Source organism: Flavobacterium arcticum, assembly GCF_003344925.1.
In the GTDB taxonomy this organism is placed as follows: Bacteria; Bacteroidota; Bacteroidia; order Flavobacteriales; family Flavobacteriaceae; genus Flavobacterium; species Flavobacterium arcticum.
Map to the genome: position 1 here is coordinate 1400526 of NZ_CP031188.1, position 23616 is coordinate 1424141.

The following is a 23616-nucleotide window of genomic DNA, read 5'->3' on the forward strand; positions in this document are numbered from 1 at the left end:
AGCGGTTAAATCGTATTATTTTTTAAAACTTTTTATTTTAATTATTTTTTAACTGTAATAAGCTACAGTGTAACTATTTAAGCGGATAAATATCTATTCATTGGATATGCTGTCGTTTAATCTATTTACTTTCAAAATTCTTATATCCTATTGCAAATGTATGTTCTAATTTTCGATCATTTTTTGCTTTATCATATTATAAAAATATGGTTCAATAGATTTTTCTTATTTTACTTTCTCTTGTGAACCTCATAATTGTTGGTTGCACTTTTTTAATGAACGTTTTAGCATAATTTTGAACTTTACCCCTATAAATGTTCGCGTTATCTGTTACAAATATACGTTGCTAATAGAGGGGTAATTGCTTATTTTCGATGATGCATTTGCCAATGCCGTTCAACGGTAATTATCTGCCGTTGAATGGTAATTGCTTTTTAAGATAAATGGCTCTAAAACCAATAGTTTTAGAGCCATTTATAACCGTTAGGGGTTTTTCGTAGAGCTATATTTCAAGCAATAATTTTTCAAACTCAGTATCGTCATTAATTTCCATTTTTTTCTTAATTCGATACTTTTTTGTGATAGTACTTTCGTGAGATATTTGTAATAAAGAAGCAATTTCTTTATTAGTAAGGTTTAGTTTTAAAAGTGAACAAAACTCAATATCATTTTTAGTGAGTTTTGAGAATTTATTACTCAAGGTTTTTTCAAACTCAGGATGCAGGTTATTAAAACGGGTTTCAAACTGTTTCCAATAATCTTTTTGTTTAAGTAGTTGTTGCAACTCTTTTTTAAGACTAGTTATATTTACCTCTTCTTTTTTACACTTGTCAAGAATGGTGTTTATATTGTCTTGATAGTTTGCCATTTGCAGTGTTGTAGCAGTTAGCTCTCTTTGTTTTTCATTTATTATTTGTTTTTGAGCATTAGTAAGTTCTTGCTCGTGCTGATGGTGTTGTTTAATGAGTTTGTTTTCGGCTTCAATACTCTTTAGTTCTTCTTTCTGTAGTTTTGTTTTTAGCCAGTAACTTCTCAAAAAAGCAAGTATAAGTATCATTATTATGATACTCCCAAAGATGTATGACAGCATTATTATGTGTTCTTTTTCAACTTTTTGTTTTAATGCTTTGTTATTTGCTTCTAGTGCGAGGTTTTTTTCACGCTGTAATTTAGTTTGAAATTTAGCTTGTATTTCTTTGACAGCTGCTTTTGTGTCAGAAGATGCTATAGAGTCTTTTATAGCAATAGTATTTTTATATTCTATAAATGCTTTTTGTGTATCTCCTGTATGGCTATACGTATCGGCAATCGCTTCTACATACACCATCCTGTCTTGTATGTTCGAGTTTATAACGCTATTATCTCTATAAGGTTCTGCTCGTGCAATGATATCGAGAGCTTCTTTATATCTTTTTTCAATATTTAGTATATTAATATATTCGCCTGCTATTCTTAATATTCGTGTAGATTTATTTTCTACTAGGCTATTAAATGCTTTTTTGTAAAACTTTAAGGCTTTCTTGTTGTGTCCTTCCTTATATTCTATATTACCTATTTTGCTGTATGCAATGCCAGATAGTTCTTTATCTCCAAATTTTTCGACTCCACTTGCAGCATCTTGTAATGCTTTTTTGGCTTCGGTATAACGTTCCATGCGTATATAAGCTTCGGCAAGGTTAACGAGGGTTATGTAATAATTTTTCTCCATACCTGTTTTCTTAAACCCGATAAGAGTTTCTTTATATAGGTCGGCGGCAAACTCAAAGTTTTCAGTAGCTAAGTAGGTGTTGGCAAGCTTTTGTCGTGCAGCCATTAAGTTTGCGGTACTGTTTTCTCTACTAAAAATTTGTATGCTTTGTAGTAAATAATCAATCGATTTATCGTACTGCAACATGTAGTTATAGTTCGATGCCATTTCGCCATATACTTTTCCTGTAGCGATGTTGTCTTTAATTTTTTTACTTAATATAAGAGATTCATCAAGATGCTTTAACGATTTTTCATATTCGCCTTTGTTTCTATACCCAATACATAGATTCATTAAACTGCGAAGGCGGTTTTTTGGGTATTTATCAAGATATTTTAATGATTTTTTAAAATAATATATACAAGAATCTGGATTGCCAGTCATGCCATAATACATGCCATAGAGGTTGTAGGTGTTACCCCAAATGGTATCATGTGATGGGGGTTGTGCTAGAGTTTTTTTTATTAGTACAAGGGCGCTATCGGGCGACTTATAAATAAGTTCTCGAGCATCTATTTCTGCTTTTTTAAAATCATAAGATTGTTTTTGAGAATAGCCTAAAGTACTCGCAAACAGCAATAAGGGTAGTAGTATTTTAACCATGTAAAATGATACTTTTTTGTAAATGGTTGTTGGTAGCTGGAGGGATAGTGCAATTTAGTGAAAAAATGAATGCTTTTTTTACATTTTTAAACCCTAATGTAGGTTAATTGCCCGCTAACTCTGCTATTTTTGTATAGATAAGCTGGTTTTCAAAGCCTTTACGCATTAAAAAATCAAAAACTTTTTTCTTTTTTTTAAGTAGGTTGCTTTCTCTTACAAAGTCCCATTGTTTATTAGCAAGTTCATTAAATGCAGCGATGTATTCTTCGTTATCAATTTCTTTTAAGGCAGCATCTATATTATAACGAGATATTTGTCTTGCTTTAAGTTCTCTAACTATCCTTATTTTCCCCCAATGTTTTATACGAAATTTGCCACGTGCAAAACTACGTGCAAAACGTTCTTCATTAAGAAAATTGTGCTCTAGTAAATGCCCTATAATTGTATCTATAGCCTGAGGTATCATATTAAGGCTTTTTAGCTTCTGTATAACCTCTTCATGACAGCGCTCTTGATAAGCGCAGTACTGTTCCAGTTTTTTTTGTGCTTCGGTTACAGTATATGATTTATGCAGCATTTATTAGCTTTAGTTTTGTATAACAATATTATAGTTGTAATTGTTTTAAACAATAAGTTGTAAAAGTACTACATAATAAAAATACCTTGAGGCAAATCACATCATTTTATGTATGTACTTATTAATGTTCATAAAAAAGACAGCTTGTATAAGCTGTCTTTTTTAACGATTTGTTTAGTTATAAATTTACTGTACTATAATAAATTCCGTACGACGGTTTATGGCGTGTTGTTCTTCGGTGCAGTTTTCACCACAATCAATCTTCAATTCACTTTCGCCATATCCTTTTCCAGAGATACGACTTTTATCTATTCCTTTTGATATTACATATTGTACAGTAGCTCTAGCTCTTAGGTCAGATAGGTTTAAGTTATATTCTTCACTTCCTCTATTATCAGTATGAGCTTTTACCATGATTACCATATTAGTGTCTGCCTTCATTGCTTCGACAAGTTTGTCAAGTTCAAAAGCAGCTTCGGGGGTCATATTACTTTTATTGTATTCAAAATAAATATCGCTAAGTGCTACTTTACCATCTACAATAAGATTTCCTATTGGTTTTAGGAAGGCTTCAATATCTATTTTTGATTCGCGTGATTTAGGCAGGCGTAACATACTTGTTTCATAACCAATAGCCGATGTTTTTAATGAGTATGATCTTTCACAATCTACATTATACATTAGTTTTCCGTTTTCGTCGGTAGTACGGGTTTCAATAACATTTTGCTTATCATCTAGTATTGCTACTTTAGCCGAAGCTAACGGGTTACCTGTATTAATGTCTTTTACTGTTACAATGGCTTCTACACCACATACAGGTATGGCAAGATACATGTTGTCTTTATCTTTACGGTTACTCGAAAAGAACCCTATGTTTTTAGTATTGTTAAAGCTAAATGAAAAATCATCTTGTGGTGAGTTTACGGGTGCACCCACATTCATAGTTTCACCATCATTGGCAAGGTCTATCATAAAAATATCAAGTCCGCCAAAACCTTTATGCCCGTTAGAAGAGAAATATAGTTTATCATCATCTGTAATGTAAGGGAAAGTTTCTTTACCCTCAGTATTTACTTTTGTACCAAGATTTTCAGGTTCGCCAAAACTGTTATAACCTTTAACTTCTACTTTCCAAATATCGGTATCGCCTATAGAACCTTCTCTGTTAGAAGTAAAATATAATGTTTTACCATCGTTACTAATAGTAGGGTTCCCCGTACTCCAGTTGTTACTATTAAAAGATACAGGTTTTACATTGCCCCATTTCCCGTCTTGTTTTGTAGCTACAAAAAGATAAATAAGTCCTGTACGCTGTTTCATGGTACTTTCTTTATCGAAATCTCCTTTTACAAAACTCTCACTCGCAAAATACATGGTTTTACCATCGGCAGTAATTGCTACAGGACCATCATGCCACTTTGTGTTAATGTCGGTTAACGGTTTAGGCTCGCTTATACTACCTGTTTTTTCGTTATAAATAGCGGTGTAAATGTCTAAGTAAGGCTCTTCGTTTCTGCCATATTTTCTTCTGGAAGTATTACGAGCACTAGTAAAATATAACGTATTGTCGTTTGCAAGTACAGCACCGAAATCGGCATTTTTATCATCATTAATGTCTAATATTCTTTCATCAAATAATTTTTCTTGATTCCTTAGTTTAGGCAAATAATTAGGGTCTTGGTTAAAAATAACAGCCCTTTGGTCTTTAGGAGCCATTTTAGCAAATTTTTGCATTTGCTTGTTAGCTTCTTCATACTCTCCTTCTGCTTTTAGCATTTGTGCATAGCGGTAATACGTCTCGGCATCTTGTTTAGATTCTGTTGCCTTGGCATACCATTTTATAGCCTCTTTAGTATTAAATACATTATAGTAACTCTCGGCAAGTTGTTTATATACGTACGGATCCTTACCTTTTTTAGCAACTTTTAAATACTCCTTTGCAGCATCAACATATTCAAAGCGCCCAAATAGCTTATCTGCTGTTTCGGTATCCTTGTTTTGTGCGTTAACCGAAATTATAGTTAATAATAAAGTTAGTGTAAAACATAATTGTTTCATAGTACTGTTTCTTTATAAGATTGTTTAGAAATAACGTGGTGAACGGGAAACTTTTTTCGGGAAGTTTACATCAAACAGGAGCATGATTTCATGCGAAGACGGTGTTGTTACATCCAATTCAGAGATGATATGGTCGTAAGCATAACCGACCATCTAACATCCAAGAGTATTCTACATCTGGAGCGTTAGGGTCAAAGTTTCCTGCAAACACTTCAAGTGTTACTGGGGTTCCTTCGCATACCGTAACATCTTCTGTTACTGTAAATGCTGGTGGTATATTAGTAAGAATTAATTCGAATGATCTAAATATAGGACACTCTATTTCGCCTTCTGTTATTCTTATGTATACAGTTTGTGCAGTATCTGTAGTATACGATTCTGGTAAATTATCGTCTAAACCAAGTTCTGCTGCTTCTTGAGAAGCATAGAACGTAAAGTTATATCCGGTTAAGTCATCCATAATACCGTCTAAACTCTCAGTAAGATCAAAAGTAACTTCTTCACCTGATGAACAAGCTGTTAAGTCTTGAGGTTCATTAGCGATAATAGGCTCACCAACATGTATTGTAAAGTTGTTTTCTTTTATAATCTCTTCACCTGTACAAGCAGTATAAGTTGCACGAGCAGTTATAACAGTTTCCTCTGTAGGACAAACCTGAAGATCTGTATCATTAGTAACAAAATCACCATTTTCTAACCATTCGAATACTACACTTAAGTTATCGCCACTTGGTGTAAATCTCCAAGCTTCTTCGGTAGCAGTCCAATCACCAGTATTACGTCCTGGAGGCGTGAAACCTTCAGTACCCGCTGAATTTTGGATACCTATTACACCATTACCACTATTCCATCCTACACAAGATGTTCTATTTTCTACATATACTTCTATAATGTTAGATACTTCGTATATAACTATTTGAGTAGTTTGAGTACCTACACTAAGTCCGCAAGAGAATTGAGGAACATCGTAGTAGTTTACTACAAGAGCTCTACAAGGGTAGTTACCTAACACTTGGTAGTTAATACTTACATCACTTCCTGCAACAGCAGGGTTAATATCTTGGTATACTCCATAAATAGCATTTTTTATAGGGAATGCAGGGTCTGGAACAGATTGTGAGTATGACCAAGGGCAGTTACCTGCATCTGTCATATTTTCACCGAATTGTACAACCCCATTAGAACCTACTTTGGCTTCATTATAAGTTTCACCAAAGAAACAGAAGTCGAAAGGAAGATCTACAACTGGAGACCAAATATCATCTGTAGTTACGTTAAGCTCTGTACCACCAAGGAATGGGTATGGAGGAGAGTAGTCTATAGACTCTACATCATAAGTATCTGTTTCTTTTAATTGATAATAGTTAGCACTAAAGTCGAAACAAGTATCATCACCAGGACAAAGGCTTATTTCAGAGTTTGGAGCTATAATTTCTAGTTCATCATCAAATACATCAACAGCTGCACATCCAGGAGGACTAAACAAACTGAATTCAAATGGACCACTCCAGAAACTTTCATCACCTTCACCACATATTGCTCTTACATAATATTCATAAAAAACATCAGGGTTTATACCCGTAAGGATGTATTCAGGATCACCATCAACTGCTACTACAGATGTTGGGTTTTCTCCTGGATATGCACCTCCTGAAGTTTGTATTACAAGTTCCCATTGTGTCTCAACATCTCCAGGTGTCCAACTTAGTTCAACAGAATCGAAGTTGTAACCTTCAGACATAAGATCTGTTGGCTGAGGACAAGTTATAGGCTCACAGTTAGGAATACCCTCATATAATGTAGATGGTGCCGAACCTTCGCCTGGAAGTTTAGTATATATTGTTTCATCAAAAGGATTAACAATTTCTACACCTACTTGTTGATCAGAGAAACCATCATCATTCCATACTAATTGGAATGGAACTCCAGCACAAAGTGGTACTGTAGCAGTAACAGGATTTGTACCATCAGCATTTGTTGGTCCTGTTAGAGTACCTACTATAATACCGTTTTGTATTACAGACATCGTGTTATTATTCCATGTGTTACCACCAGTATCTGTCATTATAAATTCATAACCACATTGGGCATCTAATGGACATATTGCTGAATTGAAAGTTATTGGACCTGACCATAAACTTAAATCATCTGGACCACAGTTTGCTCTAACATATATATCATAAGTAAGACCAGCACCAATTGTTCCTTCTGGTAGTGTAAATGGATTTGAATCAGCAGGTATTCCAACAGCGTCATCTGCAGGGGCAGGATCACCTGTAGGAACTACTATTATTTCCCATGCTGTTGCTGATCCCATTTCTGTCCAGCTTATAGAAGTTGTTGTATTACTAATATCAAATACAGCAAGATCTACAGGTTGAGGACACGAAGGTATATCATCTACAATTACATTGTCAATAAATAAATTCCATCCGTCAAGACCACCATTAGGTATGTGCCATGCAATGTTTACAGGGCCAGATATAAGAACATCTGCTGCATCTTCAAGATATACTTCATACTCTACATATTCAGTATTATCATAACTTGCAAGAGGAATAAGGGTTACAGTAAAATCTGCTGCATCTATTCCTGTAGTAGATAGTAATACTTCAAAATCATTAGGTTCAAATGTCGATTGTACTCTTTGGTGGAATCTAAGTCTTTGATTACCTGTAAGGTTGATAGTTGGTGAAATTAACCAGTCATCATTATTACCATTATTAAAATCTGTATTGATTGATGCACATTGATCACCTTCAAACTGGTTGAAACCATTATTCATGTTCCATGTGTCAAAATCAGCATTCTCGTTAAGCACTGTCCAGCAAAGCTCTGATGTCGAATCGGTATTAAAGCCTTCAAAGAAAGGAACATTAAACGAACCACATTGTGTTTGGAAGTTTAAAGGTCCAGACCATTGACTAATATCATCAACTCCACAAATTGCTCTTACATATATGTCATAAGGAGTAGACTCATCAAGACCTGTTAGAGGGTGTGGGTTTACTGGTGCAGGTGTTCCTACAGTAACATCAGTAGGAGCAGGGTCGCCAGCAGGAACATAATATATTTCCCATGCTGTAGCAGTACCTTGGTTAGTCCAGCCAAAAGTAGCTGTTGTTTGCTCTACATCACTAATTGCTAAATCAATAGGTTGTGGGCATGTTATAAGTGAAAGACTTACATTATCAATAGCTGCTGGAGCTGTACCAATACTACCATCATTTCTCCACTCAAAAATTAGTCGAACAGTACTACCTGCATAAGCAGATACATTAACTACAGCATTCTCTGTTTCCCAACCAGCGGTATCATTAAAGTTACCTCCTACTTGAAAAGCATCAGTACCTGCGGCACCAGCATTTGTTTGTGTGCCAGCTACAGGTGTAAATGTTACAGGAACCATCCATACTCTTACATAATCACAACAGTTTTCACCGTCAATATTATAATCAAAGCTTAAATCTGCTTCAAGAGCACTTACAGGAACTGCAATGTCTCTATAAGCTTGTACTACAGATGTACTATTGTTAGTATAGTTAGTAGTTGTACCACCATCATTAGATATGTAAAGGGAGTGCGTAGGACTATTATTAATAGCTTCCCCTACAACCCACTGGTTAGTAGCTGTACCATTATTTAGTGTCCAGCTTATAGTTCCTTCATAATCTTCTTCAAAATCCATTGAAGCAGGAACTTGAGGAGTTGTAAATTGAACAGGACCTACCCAGAAACTAGTATCGCCAGGACCACAATTACTTCTTACCCAAAACCAATAAGCGGTAGATGGAGCAAGAGAACCAATAGTAACTGACTCTAAAGCTGTATTTCCTGTAGGAACAGTTAAATCATCTGGAGCTGTACTTGCAGTTGCAAAATAATAATCGAATGTAGGAGTTACAGATGTTGGAGATGTCCAAGCAAAAGTAACTTCGTCTTCTTGTAAATCATCTATTGCTAAATCTGCTGGTGAAGGACATGTGATAAGTGAAACATCTATATTATCAATAGCTGCTGGTGCTGTACCAACACTTCCATCATTTCTCCACTCAAAAACAAGTCGCATTACTTCGTTTGAATAAGCAGTTAAATCAACAACATTAAGCTCAGTTTCCCATCCGCTACTATCGTTAAAGTTACCACCTATTTGAAAAGCATTTGCACCTGCTGCACCTGCGTTTATTTGTGTGCCTACTGTAGGTGTAAATGATGCAGGAACTATCCAAACTCTTACATAGTCACAACAGTTTTCACCATCAATATTATAATCAAAAGAAAGAGTTGCTTGATCAACAGCTGCTGGCATTTGAATATCTCTATAAGCATGCACTACAGATGTACTGTTGATTGTATAGTTAGTAGTTACTCCGTTATCGTTAGAAACGTATAATGATTGAGTACCACCATTTGCAATAGCTGTACCTACATTCCACTGGTTTGTAGCTGTACCATTACTTAAAGACCATCCGTGTACACCCTCAAAGTCTTGAGAGTAATCCATAGCTGCAGCAACTTGCGTAGTAGAAAATCCGTAAGGACCCGCCCATGCACTAAAAGTACCATCGCCACAATCAGCTCTTACAAAGTACTCATAGTTTGTTGCTTCATCTAATCCTATAGCGGCATATTCTGGAGTTGTATTAACTGTTGTACCAGCACCAGTAGGAATACCATCGCCAGCATTTTGAACAACAATTTCCCATAAAGTAGCTGCACCTGGATTTGTCCAAGAAAGGTTAGCAGATTCATGATCTGCACCAGTTGTTGGTAAGCCTTCAGGCTCAGCACAAAATACTTGCTGTATAGTAAGTGTATATGGAGTAGATTGAGGGAAACCATCTGTAGAAATTACAATATAATAGGTTTCTCCATTTGTTACTGCAAAATTATCTAAAGTTACAGGGTTAGCTGCAAAGTTAGTAAAGCCACCATCTATACAAGCAGTACCTATATCGGCACAGTCGCTATAAACAAATATACCAGAGTCAGCTCCGTTATTCGTCATTTCAATACTAATAAGACCATCTATAGTAGATGTAAATGAGTATACTACATCGTCACCATTAAGGTAGTTTCCTGTAGTACCACAACCTGTAGCTCCTGGAGATGCATTATAGTCGTCTCCGTAGTTAGAAGTATTATCAGTAGTAGAGTAAGGTAGTGTAGCAATCTCTATTGGAGCACCACATGTTTCTCCCATAGCTACTGTACTAAAAAGAAACGGTCCTATTAGTTCGCTACTTGACTCATCAGTACAAAGTGCACGAACATAATATTTATAATCAGTATCCTCTGTAAGAGGTGTAACACCATCTGCTAGCGTTGTAGCAGTATATGGAAGTGTACCAGTATAAGTTATACCAGTAACGTTAGGAATACCTGCTGCAGGAAGTACTATTACTTCCCAAGATGTAGCACCACTTGGGTTAGCCCAAGTAAGTTCTGCAGAGTCAGTCCCAATAAGATCAGTGTCAAGGTCTGTAGGATCTAAACATTGTTCTACCACCATTACATCGTCAACTAGCCAACGGTCACCGTTATCACCAGCCATTACAAAAGCAATGTGTACATCTTGACCTATATAAATTGCAGGAATAGTTACTACTTTTTCGGTATAAGTAGTTTGCGAAGGGTTAATTATAAGCTCTGTCCATTCTTGTATGTTAGTATAATTGGCAGCGTCAAATGCATCAGTAACATTTGTCGAGATCATTATACGATAAATAGATCCGTTATCTCCACCAAGACTAAGCCTCGACCAAAAGCGAAGCTGTGGATTAGCAGGAACAGTAAATGAAGGGGTAACTAACCAATCTTCAGGAATGCCTGTTGCTACGTTTTCTTTATTAAGATAAGCGGCGTGTGCCCCTGTATGAGCAGGCTGAGTAGCACTTCCGTCGGCTTGTACCCAAAAGGCGGCAGGCCCAATTGCGTTGTCGTGTACTTCCCATCCCGTAGGAGGAAACACACCTGTGTCGTCAAAACTTTCTAAAGGAAGACCTTGCGAAAAGGCTCCCAGAGAGAGTAATGACATGAAAAATAAAAAGGTAATTTTTTTCATAGATTTAAGGGTTTAGCTAAATTTAATCCTCAAATTTAAAAAAATATAACTTATGCGTAACATTTTATTTAAATTTAACATAAGAAAACCAAAAAAAGTGTATAGTTTGAATACTTAAAAAAAACCTTGTTTTTTTTTGTAAATTTGTGATATACATAAAAATTATGCTTGAAAAAGAAATTATAAATTTCGAAAAGACAGTTATTGCAGGAGTTATAACACAGGAGCAAGATGAAGAAAAGCTGTCAGAGTACCTTGATGAACTAGAGTTTTTAACTTTTACCGCCGGAGGTGAAGTAGTAAAACGATTCTCTCAAAAGATGGAACGCCCTAACCCCAAAACCTTTTTAGGCACGGGTAAAATAGAGCAAATTCATCTTTATATAAAAGAAAATGATATTAAGACTATTATTTTTGATGATGAGTTGACACCTGCTCAGCAAAAAAATTTAAATAAGATACTAGACTGTAAAGTACTGGATAGAACAAATCTTATTCTTGATATTTTTGCACAACGTGCCGAAACATCTTATGCACGTACACAGGTAGAGCTGGCACAATGCCAATATTTATTGCCACGCCTTAGTGGTATGTGGACACACCTTGAACGACAACGTGGGGGTATTGGTATGCGTGGTCCTGGTGAAACGGAAATTGAAACTGATAGACGTATTGTGCGCGATAGGATTGCGTTACTAAAAGATAAAATTAAGACTATAGACAAGCAAATGTCTGTACAGCGCAGCAATCGTGGCGCGCTGGTTCGTGTAGCACTGGTAGGATACACTAATGTGGGGAAATCTACTTTAATGAATGTTATAAGTAAAAGTGAGGTTTTTGTAGAAAATAAACTTTTTGCAACATTAGATACCACAGTGCGTAAAGTGGTAATAAAAAACCTTCCGTTTTTACTGTCAGATACCGTAGGGTTTATTAGAAAACTACCTACCCAGCTTATAGAATCGTTTAAAAGTACATTAGATGAAGTGCGTGAGGCTGACTTGCTGCTGCATGTTGTAGATATTTCGCATGCTGATTTTGAAGACCACATCGCATCGGTAAATAATATATTGCAAGATATAGGCTGTATAGATAAACAGACTATTATGGTTTTTAATAAAATTGATGCTTACAAGCCATTAACTATTGATGAGGATGACTTGATTACCGAAAAGACATCACGACATTATACGCTAGAAGAGTGGAAATCTACTTGGATGGCAAATGTAGGAGAGCACAATGCATTATTTATATCGGCAGTAAATAAAGAAAACTTCGAGGAGTTTCGCGAAAAGGTATACCAAGCAGTAAGAGAAATACATATTACACGCTTTCCTTATAACAACTTTTTATATCCAGAATATAAAGACAATATGGCTGTTGAGAAAGAGGATAGTGAAGAGGAATAGTAAGATTATATTAAATACTTGAAAAAGTAATATAAACAAAAGCGGGACATTGTAAAATGTCCCGCTTTTTATATGATGTATATTTAACAGATTAGTTTCCGCTAAACACTACGTTGTCTATTTGGAATGCACCATCAAGATCTTCATCTACACCAGAACCAGTGTATTTGAAACCGATGTGTATTTGACCTGTATAACCTGAAAGGTTAACCACTCCAGAGTTAACAAACTCATACCAGCTAGTTGTTGATGTAGGTAAATCTACTTGGCTTGTGATATTAACCACAGTAGCACCAGCTATATCAGTACCATCAAAGTTTGTAATAACAAATACTTCAAGTTTGTTACCATCAGCATCAACGTCAAGGTGGTGTTGTGCTGTTTCAAACTGCATTGTTACATTAGTATTAGCATCAAGATCTATTACAGGAGTTATTAACCACGCTGCGTTAATATCGCTACCAGATCCGAAAGAACTAAATTCAGCATATCCATTTTCTTCATATACTTTTTCGCTCCATCCCCAGTTACCTTCTTCTATAATGTTATACCATCCATCAAAGTTAAAAGTAGTGTTGTTTTCTGCAGACTGGAAATCTTCTGTAAAGAACGGTGTTCCTGGATCTACAGGCTCGCCACCTATTCTTTCTTCTGTAAGGTTAAGGTCTGCTTCATAACGAGATACAAACTGGTAAGTAGTACTAAATTTAGTAAGTATACCTGTTATTGTACCACTGTTAGAAGGTATCATTATACCTGCATAATCAGCATATTCACTAGTTCTAAAAGGAACGGTTAATGTTTCTTCTTCAGAGTCTGTAATGTAAGTAAGTGTTTGTCCGCCACCATCTACGTTACTTGCGTTAAAGTAAGTTTGGTTAAGCGAAGCATCTGTAAACTGTACTCCTTGAAATTTAATAAGTCTTCCTAAGTAGCTATCGTTAACTTCACTAAGATCAGAGATAGTGTTAATAAGGTTTTCTTCAGGAATTATAGTACAAGACCTTGTAATGTAGCTTTCATAAAGCTCAGCAGGTATTTGCCCAATGTTACCATTATAAAGCGCACCTATTTGTAAAGTGTTGCTTCTTATTTGTGTATAAAGACCATCAAGGCTAATGTAAACTTTTCTTCCTAAACCATAATCAGTAAACAAGTCAGATTGGTTTATTTGTAAAGAGAAACCTATTTCTCCTGCATACTGTTCGCCATTTTCGCCAGTAACAATGTTGTTAAGGTATATTGTTTTGTAGAAGTTACCACCTTTGTCGCTAGATACTACTACAGCCTCTATAACATCAGGGTTGTTCTCATCTGCACTTGTATATAATACTGCTGCATCAGTAGCTTGGTTATATATATCTTGTACAGTTTTAGTAGCTGTCATACTAGGTTCGTTACACTCTAGTGTAGGAACAGAGTAGTCATCGTCATTAACACAGCTGGTAAGAGAACCTGCTGCCATTGCCATGATTAAAATCGATTTTACAAAATTTGTTTTCATATTAATTTTATTTTAATTTAGAAGTTTAAGTATAGGTTTACGAAATAGTTTCTTCCGTAACCGTAAAAATATTTAGTACCAAAAGAACGTGTAGGTCCTGCCAAATCTTGGCTAAGTTGTCTGTAGTTAGCATTTCTTGCTTGCTCAAATCCACCTGTTTTGTATGAAAAATCAAAAACATTGTTAACACTCACAAAAACACCAATTGTTTTACCATAACTTATTCTCCAAGACTTACCACCTTTTAGGTTAATAAGCGTTGCAGGGTCAAGTTTTTCTTGCTTTAGCAATTCTCTTGCTCCTTCTTCTGTAGCTTCTGGGAAAGGGAAACCGTTAGCATCTTCATTATTAATAAAGAAGTTATCTGTTCTTAATAACGGAGAAATATCTACATAACTATCAGCAAGGTAGTTTACACTAGCCCCAACCCACCAGTAGTGCGGGTCTCTGTACTCAAGTTGGAAAGAGTAAGCTTGTTGTGGCATACCTGGTTGCTTATAATCTTTTAAGGTAGCACGACCAAAGTCTACAGTAGAACGAATATTATCTACATTTAGTTTTACATTCGGGTTGCTATCATAAGTATATTGCCCATAAGCAGCAACAGCAGTAGCTGTAATGGTAGCTGTAACTTTGTATTCTAAACTAAGTTCAGTACCCATATTTACTCTGTCAAGACCAGTTACTGTTTCAGATACAAATGCATTTCCGTTTTCAGATATTTGAGTTCCATCTGAAGTAAGTACTCCAAGACCTTCTGTAAAGTAGAAACCTATATCTGTAGCATCGGTAATTTTAGAATAATATGCTGTAAAACGTGCTTTAAGATTTGGAGCCCTTATTATATAACTCAAATCACCACCCATTATTTTCTCATTCTCAAGTCCATCTACAAAGTTGTTATTTAACCTAGCATTAGGGAAAGAGTTTCTTAATGTAGGAGCTTTTGTCATATACAAACCGTTGAAGTCTAATATATGGCGACCTGTAATTTTGTATGTAAAGCCTCCTTTAAAGCCAAAGTTGTTAAACTCTTTCTTGTCACTTTTACCAAATGAGTTATCTGCATAGTTACCATTTTTGTAAAGCCCTTCTCTTTGATATTGTGATCTCGAGAAGTTTTGAGAAAGATAAAAATCTGCTTTACCATAAGTAAACTTAAATTGTGTAAAAGCATCAATAACATCGGCATGTAGCTTATAGTTATAGCCAAATTTATCATTTACACCTACAACTCTGTTTGGGTTGTTAAGGTCTGTTTGTCTTGCATCTCCAAAAAGGAATGGATCAATATCAAGGTAACCAGTACCACCAAGAAGGTCTAATAGATTTTGGAAGTTGTGCGACTCTAATTTTCTATACGTTACACCTGCATTAAGTATAATGTTATCTGTAAGGCGTGAGTTTAGTATAGAGTTAGCCGTAAACATATTATCATCTCTTCTGTCTTCATACAATACAGCAAGACTCTCGCCATTCTCTAGGTTATTTTCATAAAGTTTATCCCAGTCTATTTGTCTGTTAGCAAGGAAACTTGTTTTAGCAAGACCTGCATCTCTTATGTTATCAGGGCTATCGCCAAGGTACTCACCTGTATCAAAATCGTGTTGCGTAGTATAGTAGCTAGGTAGATTTCTGTAATAAGTAGGGTCTGGATTTCTAGTATAGTTAAAATCTAGTCTACTGTTACCTATTTTACCAAACTGGTAAGCAATGTTAGTGTTAAGCGATGTAGCATCGGTTATTTGCCAGTAATGGCTAAGCATAAATATAGGCTCTTCTACGTCCTTATCACGAGAATTTCTTTTTTTACCATCTTGCCATCCCCAGTAAGAGTTATATTTTTCACCAGCAAGGTCTACAACCTCTTGTGTGTTAGGAGCCGATTTACCACGCTTGTTTTGCGCATAAATACTGGTAAAGTTAAGGCTATGTTTGTCGTTTATTTTCTTTTCAAGACTCACAAATAAAGAGTTAGCATCATAGTCAGTACCTTCAAAGTAACCTTCTGTAGCCCATCTTCTAGACCCCGAAATAACATAAGCCCAACCTTCAGAACTCATACCAGATGCATGAGTAGCCATAGTTCTCCAGCTATAGTTAGTATTAGTACCCGAAAGTGAAATTCTAGTACCAGGTCTGTAATTAGATGCTCTTGTGTTTATCTCCTGAGTACCTAGTATGCTACCAAAAGTATAATCAGAAGCATCAGAACCTATTGTAAATTCCTGATTACGGGTAGCATCATTAAGACCACCCCAGTTACTCCATTGTGGTCTACCATCATACATTTTGTCCATTGGTACACCGTTTATCATTGTCTTTCCATACTCATTGTCAAGACCTCTCACTCTAAAACGAGCCTGACCAAAGTTGTAAGCAGCAGCTTGCATAAATGCATCTCTAGATGCTTGCAGCAAACCGGCTGTACTTTCAGATCCTCCGTTGTCATCGCCCAAGTCATTTTCAGTAAGTGTAATTAGGCTTAATTGCTGTTCTGTAGTAATATCGTCTTCCAACATAATTACTCCAAGGTCAAGTGTTTCACCTTGCTTTACTTGAATGTTAAGTGTTTTAGACGAAAAGCCTGTAGTAGCAATAGTTACTGTTAGGTTTCCTTCAATAACACTTTCAAAAACAAACACACCTTCTGCATTTGTTAATACTGTTTGGTTTATGCCCTGCAACGTTGCTGTAACGTTTTGCATAGGGTCTTGCGATTTAGAATCGACTACTGTACCTTTTACAGATGCAACTTGCTGTGACCATGCGACCATAACCTGCATAACTACTAAAAGGCTGAATACTAGTTTTTTCATAGATAAAATTAAATTGTTTCTATTCTGCTAAGTTAAATATTTCTTAACGGGCGCAAATGTACAGCATTTAAAAATAATAACTACTTTTGGCATCTGTTTTGTTATAAAATTTGACGTTAAATTAATATTTGTTATAAAATGATTAAAAAATCAGTTACTCTTTTCGTTGTACTATTCTCAATTTTTGCTGCCGTAGCGCAAGACAAAAAATATAAAGTGCACACTATTGCTTTCTATAATTGCGAGAATCTTTTTGATACAACTAATGACCCCGAGATAAATGATGAGGAGTGGCTACCAACCAGTACTACCAACTGGACACTTGAGAAATATCATAAAAAGTTACAAAATCTTTCTAAGGTAATTTCAGATATAGGTACTGCCAACAATCCTAACACGCCTACAATCCTAGGTGTTGCCGAAGTAGAGAACAGAGGCGTACTCGAAGATCTTGTTAAAGAACCTGCGCTAGCGGGTAAAAACTATGGCATTATACATTTTGACTCTCCAGATAAAAGAGGAATAGATGTAGGGCTGCTTTACCAAAAACAATATTTTGTACCTACAAGTTACAAAAATATACCGCTTATAATATATAAAGATAGTGCTAAAGGTAAAGTTAAGAAAGATGAAGAGAAAACCGATGATAAAATGGAAGCTGACGATTCTGGTAGAGTATTTACTCGTGACCAGTTATTAGTAACAGGCTTACTTGAAGGTGAAGAAATCAATATTATAGTTAATCACTGGCCATCACGATCTGGAGGCGAAAAGAGAAGTAGCCCGTTTAGAGAAGCTGCAGCAGCGCTAAACAAAAAAATAATAGATTCGTTATATAGTATTAACCCTAATGCCAAAATTATTACTATGGGCGACCTTAATGATGGTCCTTATAATAAGAGTGTAAAAAAAGTATTGGGTGCAAAAGCAAAAAAAGAAGATGTAAGCAAGCAAGGGCTTTATAACCCAATGGAAGAAATGGCAGATAGAGGTATAGGTACACTAGCTTACCGCGATGCATGGGATCTTTTTGATCAAATTATAATATCAGAACCATTTATTCGTAAAGATTATTCAAGTTTTTCTTTCTGGAAAGCAGGTGTTTTCAACAAGTCATACCTAATGCAAGATTCAGGACGTTATAAGGGGTATCCAAAACGTAACTGGAACGGAGTACCAGGCTATAGTGACCACTTTCCGTCATATATTTACTTGATAAAAGAAATGTAAAATCATGTAGGTTTTTATATAAAGGTTAGCTTCGGCTAACCTTTTTTATTTAGTACCTTTAGTACAAATTTTTAAAGCATATTAGCATGGCAATAGCACAACCTTTTAACCTTAATAAATGGATAGAAGATAACCGCCATTTATTAAAACCACCCGTAGGCAACAAAAACATATATCCGCTGTCTGACGATTATATAGTAATGGTAGTAGCAGGTCCTAATGCCCGAAAAGACTATCATTATAACGAAACCGAAGAACTTTTTTACCAACTGGAAGGTACAATAAAAGTTATTGTACAGGACGAAGGCGAACGAAAGGAAATGGAACTTACAGCAGGCGATATGTACCTGCATCCGGCAAAAGTACCCCACTCACCCGTTAGAGGTGAAAACTCTATAGGGCTCGTAGTAGAGCGCGTAAGAGCAGGCAAAGGATTTACCGACGGGTTGCTGTGGCATTGCGAAAACTGCAACCACAAGCTGCACGAAGTATATTTTGAGTTGCACGATATAGAAAAAGACTTCCTGCCCCACTTTGAACATTTTTATAACTCTGAAGCATTACGAACTTGCGAAAGTTGCGGTACTGTTATGGAAGCCGACCCCAAGTTTGTGAAATAATAATAGTGTTGTTTTTGCTGAGAATCGTTAGGCTTACCCTAGCTATTATTGCATAATAAACATTTATTAATATGATAAGCAGCTCAAAATTATCAAAACAGCAAAAAAGAATTATATTTGTATGATATAACAATAAACAGCAAAAAAGTTAAAATATGGCAACATTAACCGATCAGTTTGGTATTCAAGAAGCCTTGTCTAAACTAGGCATACAGGAAGTAAACAAAGGTACATCTACAGGAAGCAACAGTTTTGCTAACGGTGAAATTATAGAATCATACTCACCAGTAGACGGTACACTTATAGCCAAAGTACAGGCTTCTACCAAAGAAGATTATGAAGCAGCTATGGAAAAAGCAAGCGAAGCTTTTAAAAGCTGGAGACTTGTACCCGCACCAAAAAGGGGTGAAATAGTACGCCAAATGGGTGATGAGCTACGCAAATATAAAGAACCACTAGGACAACTTGTTTCTTATGAAATGGGTAAAAGCCTACAAGAAGGTCTTGGAGAAGTACAAGAAATGATAGACATCTGTGATTTTGCAGTAGGTTTATCACGTCAGCTTTACGGGCTTACTATGCACAGTGAACGTCCAATGCACCGTATGTACGAGCAGTACCACCCAGTAGGTATTGTAGGTATCATATCTGCATTCAACTTCCCAGTTGCAGTATGGAGCTGGAATGCAATGTTGGCTTGGGTATGTGGCGATGTTTGTATCTGGAAACCAAGTGAAAAAGCACCATTATGTGGTATAGCTTGCCAAAACATTATACAAAGTGTATTAGAAAGAAACGATATACCAGAAGGTGTTAGTTGCTTGATAAACGGTAGAGAAAATGGCGACCTTATGAACAACGATAAGCGTTTACCATTAGTATCGTTTACAGGTTCTACACGAGTAGGACGCCACGTATCTAAAACTGTTGCCGAGCGTTTTGGTAACACTATCCTTGAGCTTGGTGGTAACAACGCTATTATAGTATCAGAACATGCTGATTTGAGTATGGTACTAGTAGGTGCTGTATTTGGTGCAGTGGGTACAGCAGGACAACGTTGTACATCTACAAGAAGACTTATCATTCACGAAAGTATGTATGATAAAACAGTAGAGGTGCTTAAAAGTGCTTATGCTCAACTAAAAATTGGTAACCCATTAGATAGTAACAATCACGTAGGACCACTTATTGATAAAGACTCTGTAAACAATTACCTAAACGCTATCGAGAAAGCAAAAGCTGAAGGTGGTAAAGTAATTGTAGAAGGTGGTGTTATGGAAGGCGAAGGCTACGAAAGTGGTTGTTACGTTAAACCATGTATCATAGAGGCAAAAAATAACTTCGAGATAGTACAGCACGAAACATTTGCACCAGTACTTTATATCATGAAGTACAGCAACCTAGAAGATGCTATCGCAATGCAAAATGATGTACCACAAGGACTTTCATCTGCATTATTTACAAACAGCATGAGAGAAATGGAATTATTCCTTTCTCAAGCAGGTTCAGACTGTGGTATTGCTAATGTAAACATCGGTACATCGGGTGCAGAAATTGGTGGTGCTTTTGGTGGAGAAAAAGAAACAGGCGGCGGTCGCGAAAGTGGCTCTGATGCTTGGAAAGCGTACATGAGAAGACAAACCAATACAATTAACTATGGTACTGAGCTACCATTAGCACAAGGTATTAGTTTTGATATATAATCGTTAAGAATTCAATCTTACTTTATAAAGTGTTTATAAAAAAACCGCTTCAGGAAACTGAAGCGGTTTTTGTTTTTATATATTACTGTACCCTGTCTATCATAGACATTGTGTTTAGTATACAGTGGGCAATAATTAATGCCCATAAATTTCGCCCAAATTTTACATAGGCTATTCCCATAACTAAACCAATAAGTCCTACTGTAATAGATCTTTCTGATAAATCATATGAATGTCTGAATCCAAAAATTGCAGCTTGTAAAACCACAGCAAGAATTGTAGCTATAGAGGTTTGCGAAAATAACTTTTCAAACCAATTTATTAAAAATCCTCGGTCTAATAATTCTTCTAGCATCGATTCAAGTAAAACTGCTGGCATAATTGCGAAGAAAAGCAACCAATTCCCTTTTAACTCCCCAAACTTAGAAGTTGAATTTTCAGAATAATTATTTGACTCGAAAGAAAAAGGTAAGTGATCCTTTACAATCTGAAAAAATAATATTGATACAATAGTAGCTGCTAAAATTCCGGCAGAAGTTAATAACGTTTTTTTTATGCTCTCTGGCTTTCGTAACCCTAAATCTTTCCACGATACATTGCGAGCTTTCATTCTCCAAGTAGCAATAATTAAAGTTGAAAGCGACCAAAAAAGCCCATTTATAATAAAACCAACCTTTGGAAAATAGAGTTCCCTTATCAGAAACATTATTGATATGTAGATAGTTAGGTCGAATAGAATTCCTAGACGATTAGCTGGTTTTGTTAAACCATTAGCATCTCCTTTTTGTTCAATAGGCATATAATTGTTTTTAACTGCCTATATGACGACGTTTTTAATAAAAGGTTACAGGGGTAATATTTTAATTACCCTGTAAGGTGATTCTATATAAGTACTATTTCCTCCACAAACTATCAGTAAAATAATGCTTACAGTCCAAAAAGTTATGGGCTACACTAAAGCCTGCACTTTCTGCCAGTTCATTAATCTCATCAAAGCTGTATTTTTTAGAAAGCTCTGTCCATATCAGTTCATCCCTTTCAAAATAGAATGTAGTATCTAATACCTTGCTATAAAACTGTTGCTGTTTTAGGCTTACCAAAAAGCTGTTTACCTGCCCGTTTTTAGGACTGTAATTACTATAAAAGTCAAACTGATCAAGTTTAATATCGGCATCTAGTTCGCTGTTAATTCTGCTAAGTAAGTTCATGTTAAATGCCTTGGTAATGCCATGTGGGTCGTCATACGCTTTTTGTATAATACGCGGATTCTTTTTCAAGTCCATGCCCATAAGCAGCATATCTCCCGTTTTCATACCTGCATTAAACTTTTTGAGCAAGTCTAGTGCATCCTCACGAGGGTAGTTACCAATATTGCCTCCTAAAAACAAGAAAAGGTTAGGCGTACTGCTTTTGGTAAGCTCGCCCAATACCTCAAAGTAATCACCCGTTTTAGGCTTCATAGTAATATTTGGTAATGCATCGGTAATATTCTTTTCGAGGGCATCTATAGCCTCTTGCGAAATATCTATAGGAATGTAGGTAAAGTCAGCCCCTTTATCCATAAAGGCGCTTAATAATTGCTTGGTTTTCATGCCATCGCCGCTGCCAAACTCTACAATGTTGAATTTCCCTTTAAAAGGTAGCTTGTCTAGTATATCTCCTGATTGTTGCGATAGTATTTCGAACTCGCAATTAGTAGGGTAATATTCGGGCATCTTCATGATTTCCATAAAAATACGACTCCCGTTATCGTCATAAAAATATTTAGACGATAAGTGTTTTTCTTTTGCTGTTAAACCCTCTTTTACATCTGCTGCAAACGAGGTTATGTTTGATGTTGTGTTATCAGTTGTATCCATTATTTTTTTACAAGGCGAATGCCGTTAAACTGCCATCTTTCTTCTGCATGAAAAAAGTTGCGGTAGGTGTGTCTGCTATGCTCGTGGCTTGTAGCACACGAAGCACCACGAAGCACCATTTGGTTAATCATAAATTTGCCGTTATACTCGCCCACGGCACCATCGGGCTTATTGTAGTATGGGTAAGGCAGGTAGGCACTATTTGTCCACTCCCAGCGTTTACCCCAGTCTATTTTGTTAGATGCTGTTTCCCATTCCTGTTCGGTAGGTAGGCGCATACTTTTCCACTCGGCATATGCCGATGCTTCAAAAAAACTAATGTGGGTTACTATAGCATTGGGGTTTACTTTCTGTAGCCCATTCATGGTAAAGTGTTGCCACTTACCATCAATTTTGTGCCAATATAGGGGAGCTTTTATATCGTTTTGCGTTACCCATGCCCAGCCTTCGTCTAGCCAGTAGTTAAAATCATTATAACCACCTGCCTCTATAAACTCCATATACTCGGCATTAGTTACAAGCGCATTAGCAATTTCATATTCATTCAAGTAAACTTTGTGCCTTCCATGCTCGTTATCATAACTAAAACCTTCGCCGTTAAAGCCTATTTCATATATTCCTTCGGGTATGGTTATAAAACCATTATTTTCATTTTTCTGGTTTTCCCACTCAATGTCTTCATTATAAACGGGGAAAGTAGGGTTGCAGCCCAGTATATATTTTATATCGGTAAGCAGTAACTCTTGGTGTTGCTGTTCGTGGTTAAGCCCCAGTTCGGCAAGGGTGTGTACTTCGTTGTCCTTTAGTTGTAGTACCAGTTCCATATGCATATCTACATACTTGCGGTAAGCATATACATCTGCCACACCTGGGCGGGTTATAGCGCCTCTATCGGCTCTAAAAGTTCTGTTACCTATGTTGTTGTAATAGCTGTTAAACAGAAAGCAGAAGTCCTCGTTATATACCTTATAGTCATCAAGATATTGCTTTAATATAAACTGCTCAAAAAACCATGAACTGTGTGCCAAGTGCCATTTGGGCGGACTCACAAAAGCAGCAGGCTGTGGTACATAATCTTCGGTATGTAGCAGGCTGCATATTTTTTCGGTATGGTGCCTTACGGCATGGTATTTTTCTAAAAGAGTAGTCATTTTTTTATTAATGTAATAATTACTAATTTACAAATAATGCTTACTGCTTGCCTTTTTCAGGCTTTTTTTAACCAAAAAATAACATTTTTAAAATGGTCTAGATAATAGCCTGCTGTATAAATAATTAGATTTATTACAAATAGTGGTAATCATTTGCATTATTAATATTTTACTTTACATTTGCAGCGAAATAATTACAGAAAAACAAAAAGATAGAAATCATGTTATTTATAAAAACCACATATCAACTTAATATTGCAGACGATCGTATT

At 36.1% G+C, this 23616-nt stretch carries 13 protein-coding genes and 1 pseudogene; 4 read left to right on the forward strand and 10 right to left on the reverse strand.

Annotated elements, in window-relative coordinates:
- Positions 1 to 502: 502 nt before the first annotated feature.
- The 5 genes and pseudogenes from DVK85_RS06355 to DVK85_RS06370 form a co-directional block, all read right to left on the reverse strand.
- Positions 503 to 2350 carry a tetratricopeptide repeat protein gene (locus DVK85_RS06355; protein ID WP_114677640.1) on the reverse strand — a complete coding sequence of 616 codons (1848 nt, stop codon included), beginning with the start codon at positions 2348 to 2350 and terminating at the stop codon, positions 503 to 505.
- A 103-nt stretch (positions 2351 to 2453) separates the two neighbouring features.
- Positions 2454 to 2927 (reverse strand): regulatory protein RecX, encoded by a 474-nt coding sequence (locus tag DVK85_RS06360; RefSeq protein WP_114677641.1) that lies wholly within the window; start codon positions 2925 to 2927, stop codon positions 2454 to 2456.
- Between the two features lie 186 nt (positions 2928 to 3113).
- Positions 3114 to 4985, reverse strand: a complete 1872-nt coding sequence (locus tag DVK85_RS06365; RefSeq protein ID WP_114677642.1) for an OmpA family protein — start codon at positions 4983 to 4985, stop codon at positions 3114 to 3116.
- A gap of 24 nt (positions 4986 to 5009) precedes the next feature.
- A pseudogene (locus DVK85_RS13740) lies at positions 5010 to 5135 on the reverse strand (PorP/SprF family type IX secretion system membrane protein); the annotation flags it as partial.
- Positions 5104 to 11049 (reverse strand): choice-of-anchor J domain-containing protein, encoded by a 5946-nt coding sequence (locus DVK85_RS06370; protein ID WP_114677643.1) that lies wholly within the window; start codon positions 11047 to 11049, stop codon positions 5104 to 5106. The pseudogene DVK85_RS13740 and the gene DVK85_RS06370, both read right to left, overlap by 32 nt.
- Positions 11050 to 11213: 164 nt before the next feature.
- Here DVK85_RS06370 and hflX point away from each other — a divergent pair, with 164 nt between their 5' ends.
- On the forward strand, positions 11214 to 12458 hold the full coding sequence (hflX, locus tag DVK85_RS06375; RefSeq protein ID WP_114677644.1) for a GTPase HflX: 1245 nt from the start codon (positions 11214 to 11216) through the stop codon (positions 12456 to 12458).
- A 91-nt stretch (positions 12459 to 12549) separates the two neighbouring features.
- Here the strand turns inward: hflX and DVK85_RS06380 are convergent, their stop codons facing one another.
- Together DVK85_RS06380 and DVK85_RS06385 are read right to left on the reverse strand one after the other, a co-directional pair.
- Positions 12550 to 13962 (reverse strand): DUF5689 domain-containing protein, encoded by a 1413-nt coding sequence (locus DVK85_RS06380; protein ID WP_114677645.1) that lies wholly within the window; start codon positions 13960 to 13962, stop codon positions 12550 to 12552.
- 17 nt (positions 13963 to 13979) lie between these two features.
- Positions 13980 to 16781 carry a carboxypeptidase regulatory-like domain-containing protein gene (locus tag DVK85_RS06385; protein WP_114677646.1) on the reverse strand — a complete coding sequence of 934 codons (2802 nt, stop codon included), beginning with the start codon at positions 16779 to 16781 and terminating at the stop codon, positions 13980 to 13982.
- A gap of 138 nt (positions 16782 to 16919) precedes the next feature.
- On the opposite strand from DVK85_RS06385, the gene DVK85_RS06390 reads away from it, so the two are divergent.
- The 3 genes from DVK85_RS06390 to amaB all read left to right on the forward strand — a co-directional run bounded on the left by DVK85_RS06390 (position 16920) and on the right by amaB (position 20334).
- Entirely contained in the window at positions 16920 to 18011 is a 1092-nt protein-coding gene (locus DVK85_RS06390; protein WP_114677647.1) for an endonuclease/exonuclease/phosphatase family protein, read from the forward strand.
- Between the two features lie 86 nt (positions 18012 to 18097).
- Positions 18098 to 18631, forward strand: coding sequence for a 3-hydroxyanthranilate 3,4-dioxygenase (locus DVK85_RS06395; RefSeq protein ID WP_114677648.1), 534 nt, complete (start codon positions 18098 to 18100; stop codon positions 18629 to 18631).
- 155 nt (positions 18632 to 18786) lie between these two features.
- Entirely contained in the window at positions 18787 to 20334 is a 1548-nt protein-coding gene (amaB, locus tag DVK85_RS06400; protein ID WP_114677649.1) for an L-piperidine-6-carboxylate dehydrogenase, read from the forward strand.
- A gap of 82 nt (positions 20335 to 20416) precedes the next feature.
- On the opposite strand, the gene DVK85_RS06405 is transcribed toward amaB, so the two are convergent.
- The 3 genes from DVK85_RS06405 to egtB form a co-directional block, all read right to left on the reverse strand.
- Positions 20417 to 21133 carry a CPBP family intramembrane glutamic endopeptidase gene (locus tag DVK85_RS06405; RefSeq protein WP_114677650.1) on the reverse strand — a complete coding sequence of 239 codons (717 nt, stop codon included), beginning with the start codon at positions 21131 to 21133 and terminating at the stop codon, positions 20417 to 20419.
- 94 nt (positions 21134 to 21227) lie between these two features.
- Positions 21228 to 22193: an L-histidine N(alpha)-methyltransferase gene (locus tag DVK85_RS06410; RefSeq protein ID WP_114677651.1), complete on the reverse strand. Its 966-nt coding sequence runs from the start codon at positions 22191 to 22193 to the stop codon at positions 21228 to 21230.
- Positions 22193 to 23344, reverse strand: coding sequence for an ergothioneine biosynthesis protein EgtB (gene egtB / locus DVK85_RS06415; RefSeq protein ID WP_114677652.1), 1152 nt, complete (start codon positions 23342 to 23344; stop codon positions 22193 to 22195). Before egtB ends, DVK85_RS06410 begins: the two co-directional genes overlap by 1 nt.
- Positions 23345 to 23616: the final 272 nt, after the last annotated feature.

Excerpts from the sequence above, each read along its gene's own strand:
- DVK85_RS06410 (WP_114677651.1), bottom strand. The coding sequence starts at position 22,193 with ATGGATACAACTGATAACACAACATCAAACATAACCTCGTTTGCAGCA.
- DVK85_RS06380 (WP_114677645.1), bottom strand. The coding sequence starts at position 13,962 with ATGAAAACAAATTTTGTAAAATCGATTTTAATCATGGCAATGGCAGCA.
- DVK85_RS06405 (WP_114677650.1), bottom strand. The coding sequence starts at position 21,133 with ATGCCTATTGAACAAAAAGGAGATGCTAATGGTTTAACAAAACCAGCT.
- DVK85_RS06395 (WP_114677648.1), top strand. The coding sequence starts at position 18,098 with ATGGCAATAGCACAACCTTTTAACCTTAATAAATGGATAGAAGATAAC.
- DVK85_RS06385 (WP_114677646.1), bottom strand. The coding sequence starts at position 16,781 with ATGAAAAAACTAGTATTCAGCCTTTTAGTAGTTATGCAGGTTATGGTC.
- DVK85_RS06390 (WP_114677647.1), top strand. The coding sequence starts at position 16,920 with ATGATTAAAAAATCAGTTACTCTTTTCGTTGTACTATTCTCAATTTTT.
- egtB (WP_114677652.1), bottom strand. The coding sequence starts at position 23,344 with ATGACTACTCTTTTAGAAAAATACCATGCCGTAAGGCACCATACCGAA.
- DVK85_RS06365 (WP_114677642.1), bottom strand. The coding sequence starts at position 4,985 with ATGAAACAATTATGTTTTACACTAACTTTATTATTAACTATAATTTCG.
- hflX (WP_114677644.1), top strand. The coding sequence starts at position 11,214 with ATGCTTGAAAAAGAAATTATAAATTTCGAAAAGACAGTTATTGCAGGA.
- amaB (WP_114677649.1), top strand. The coding sequence starts at position 18,787 with ATGGCAACATTAACCGATCAGTTTGGTATTCAAGAAGCCTTGTCTAAA.
- DVK85_RS06355 (WP_114677640.1), bottom strand. The coding sequence starts at position 2,350 with ATGGTTAAAATACTACTACCCTTATTGCTGTTTGCGAGTACTTTAGGC.
- DVK85_RS06360 (WP_114677641.1), bottom strand. The coding sequence starts at position 2,927 with ATGCTGCATAAATCATATACTGTAACCGAAGCACAAAAAAAACTGGAA.
- DVK85_RS06370 (WP_114677643.1), bottom strand. The coding sequence starts at position 11,049 with ATGAAAAAAATTACCTTTTTATTTTTCATGTCATTACTCTCTCTGGGA.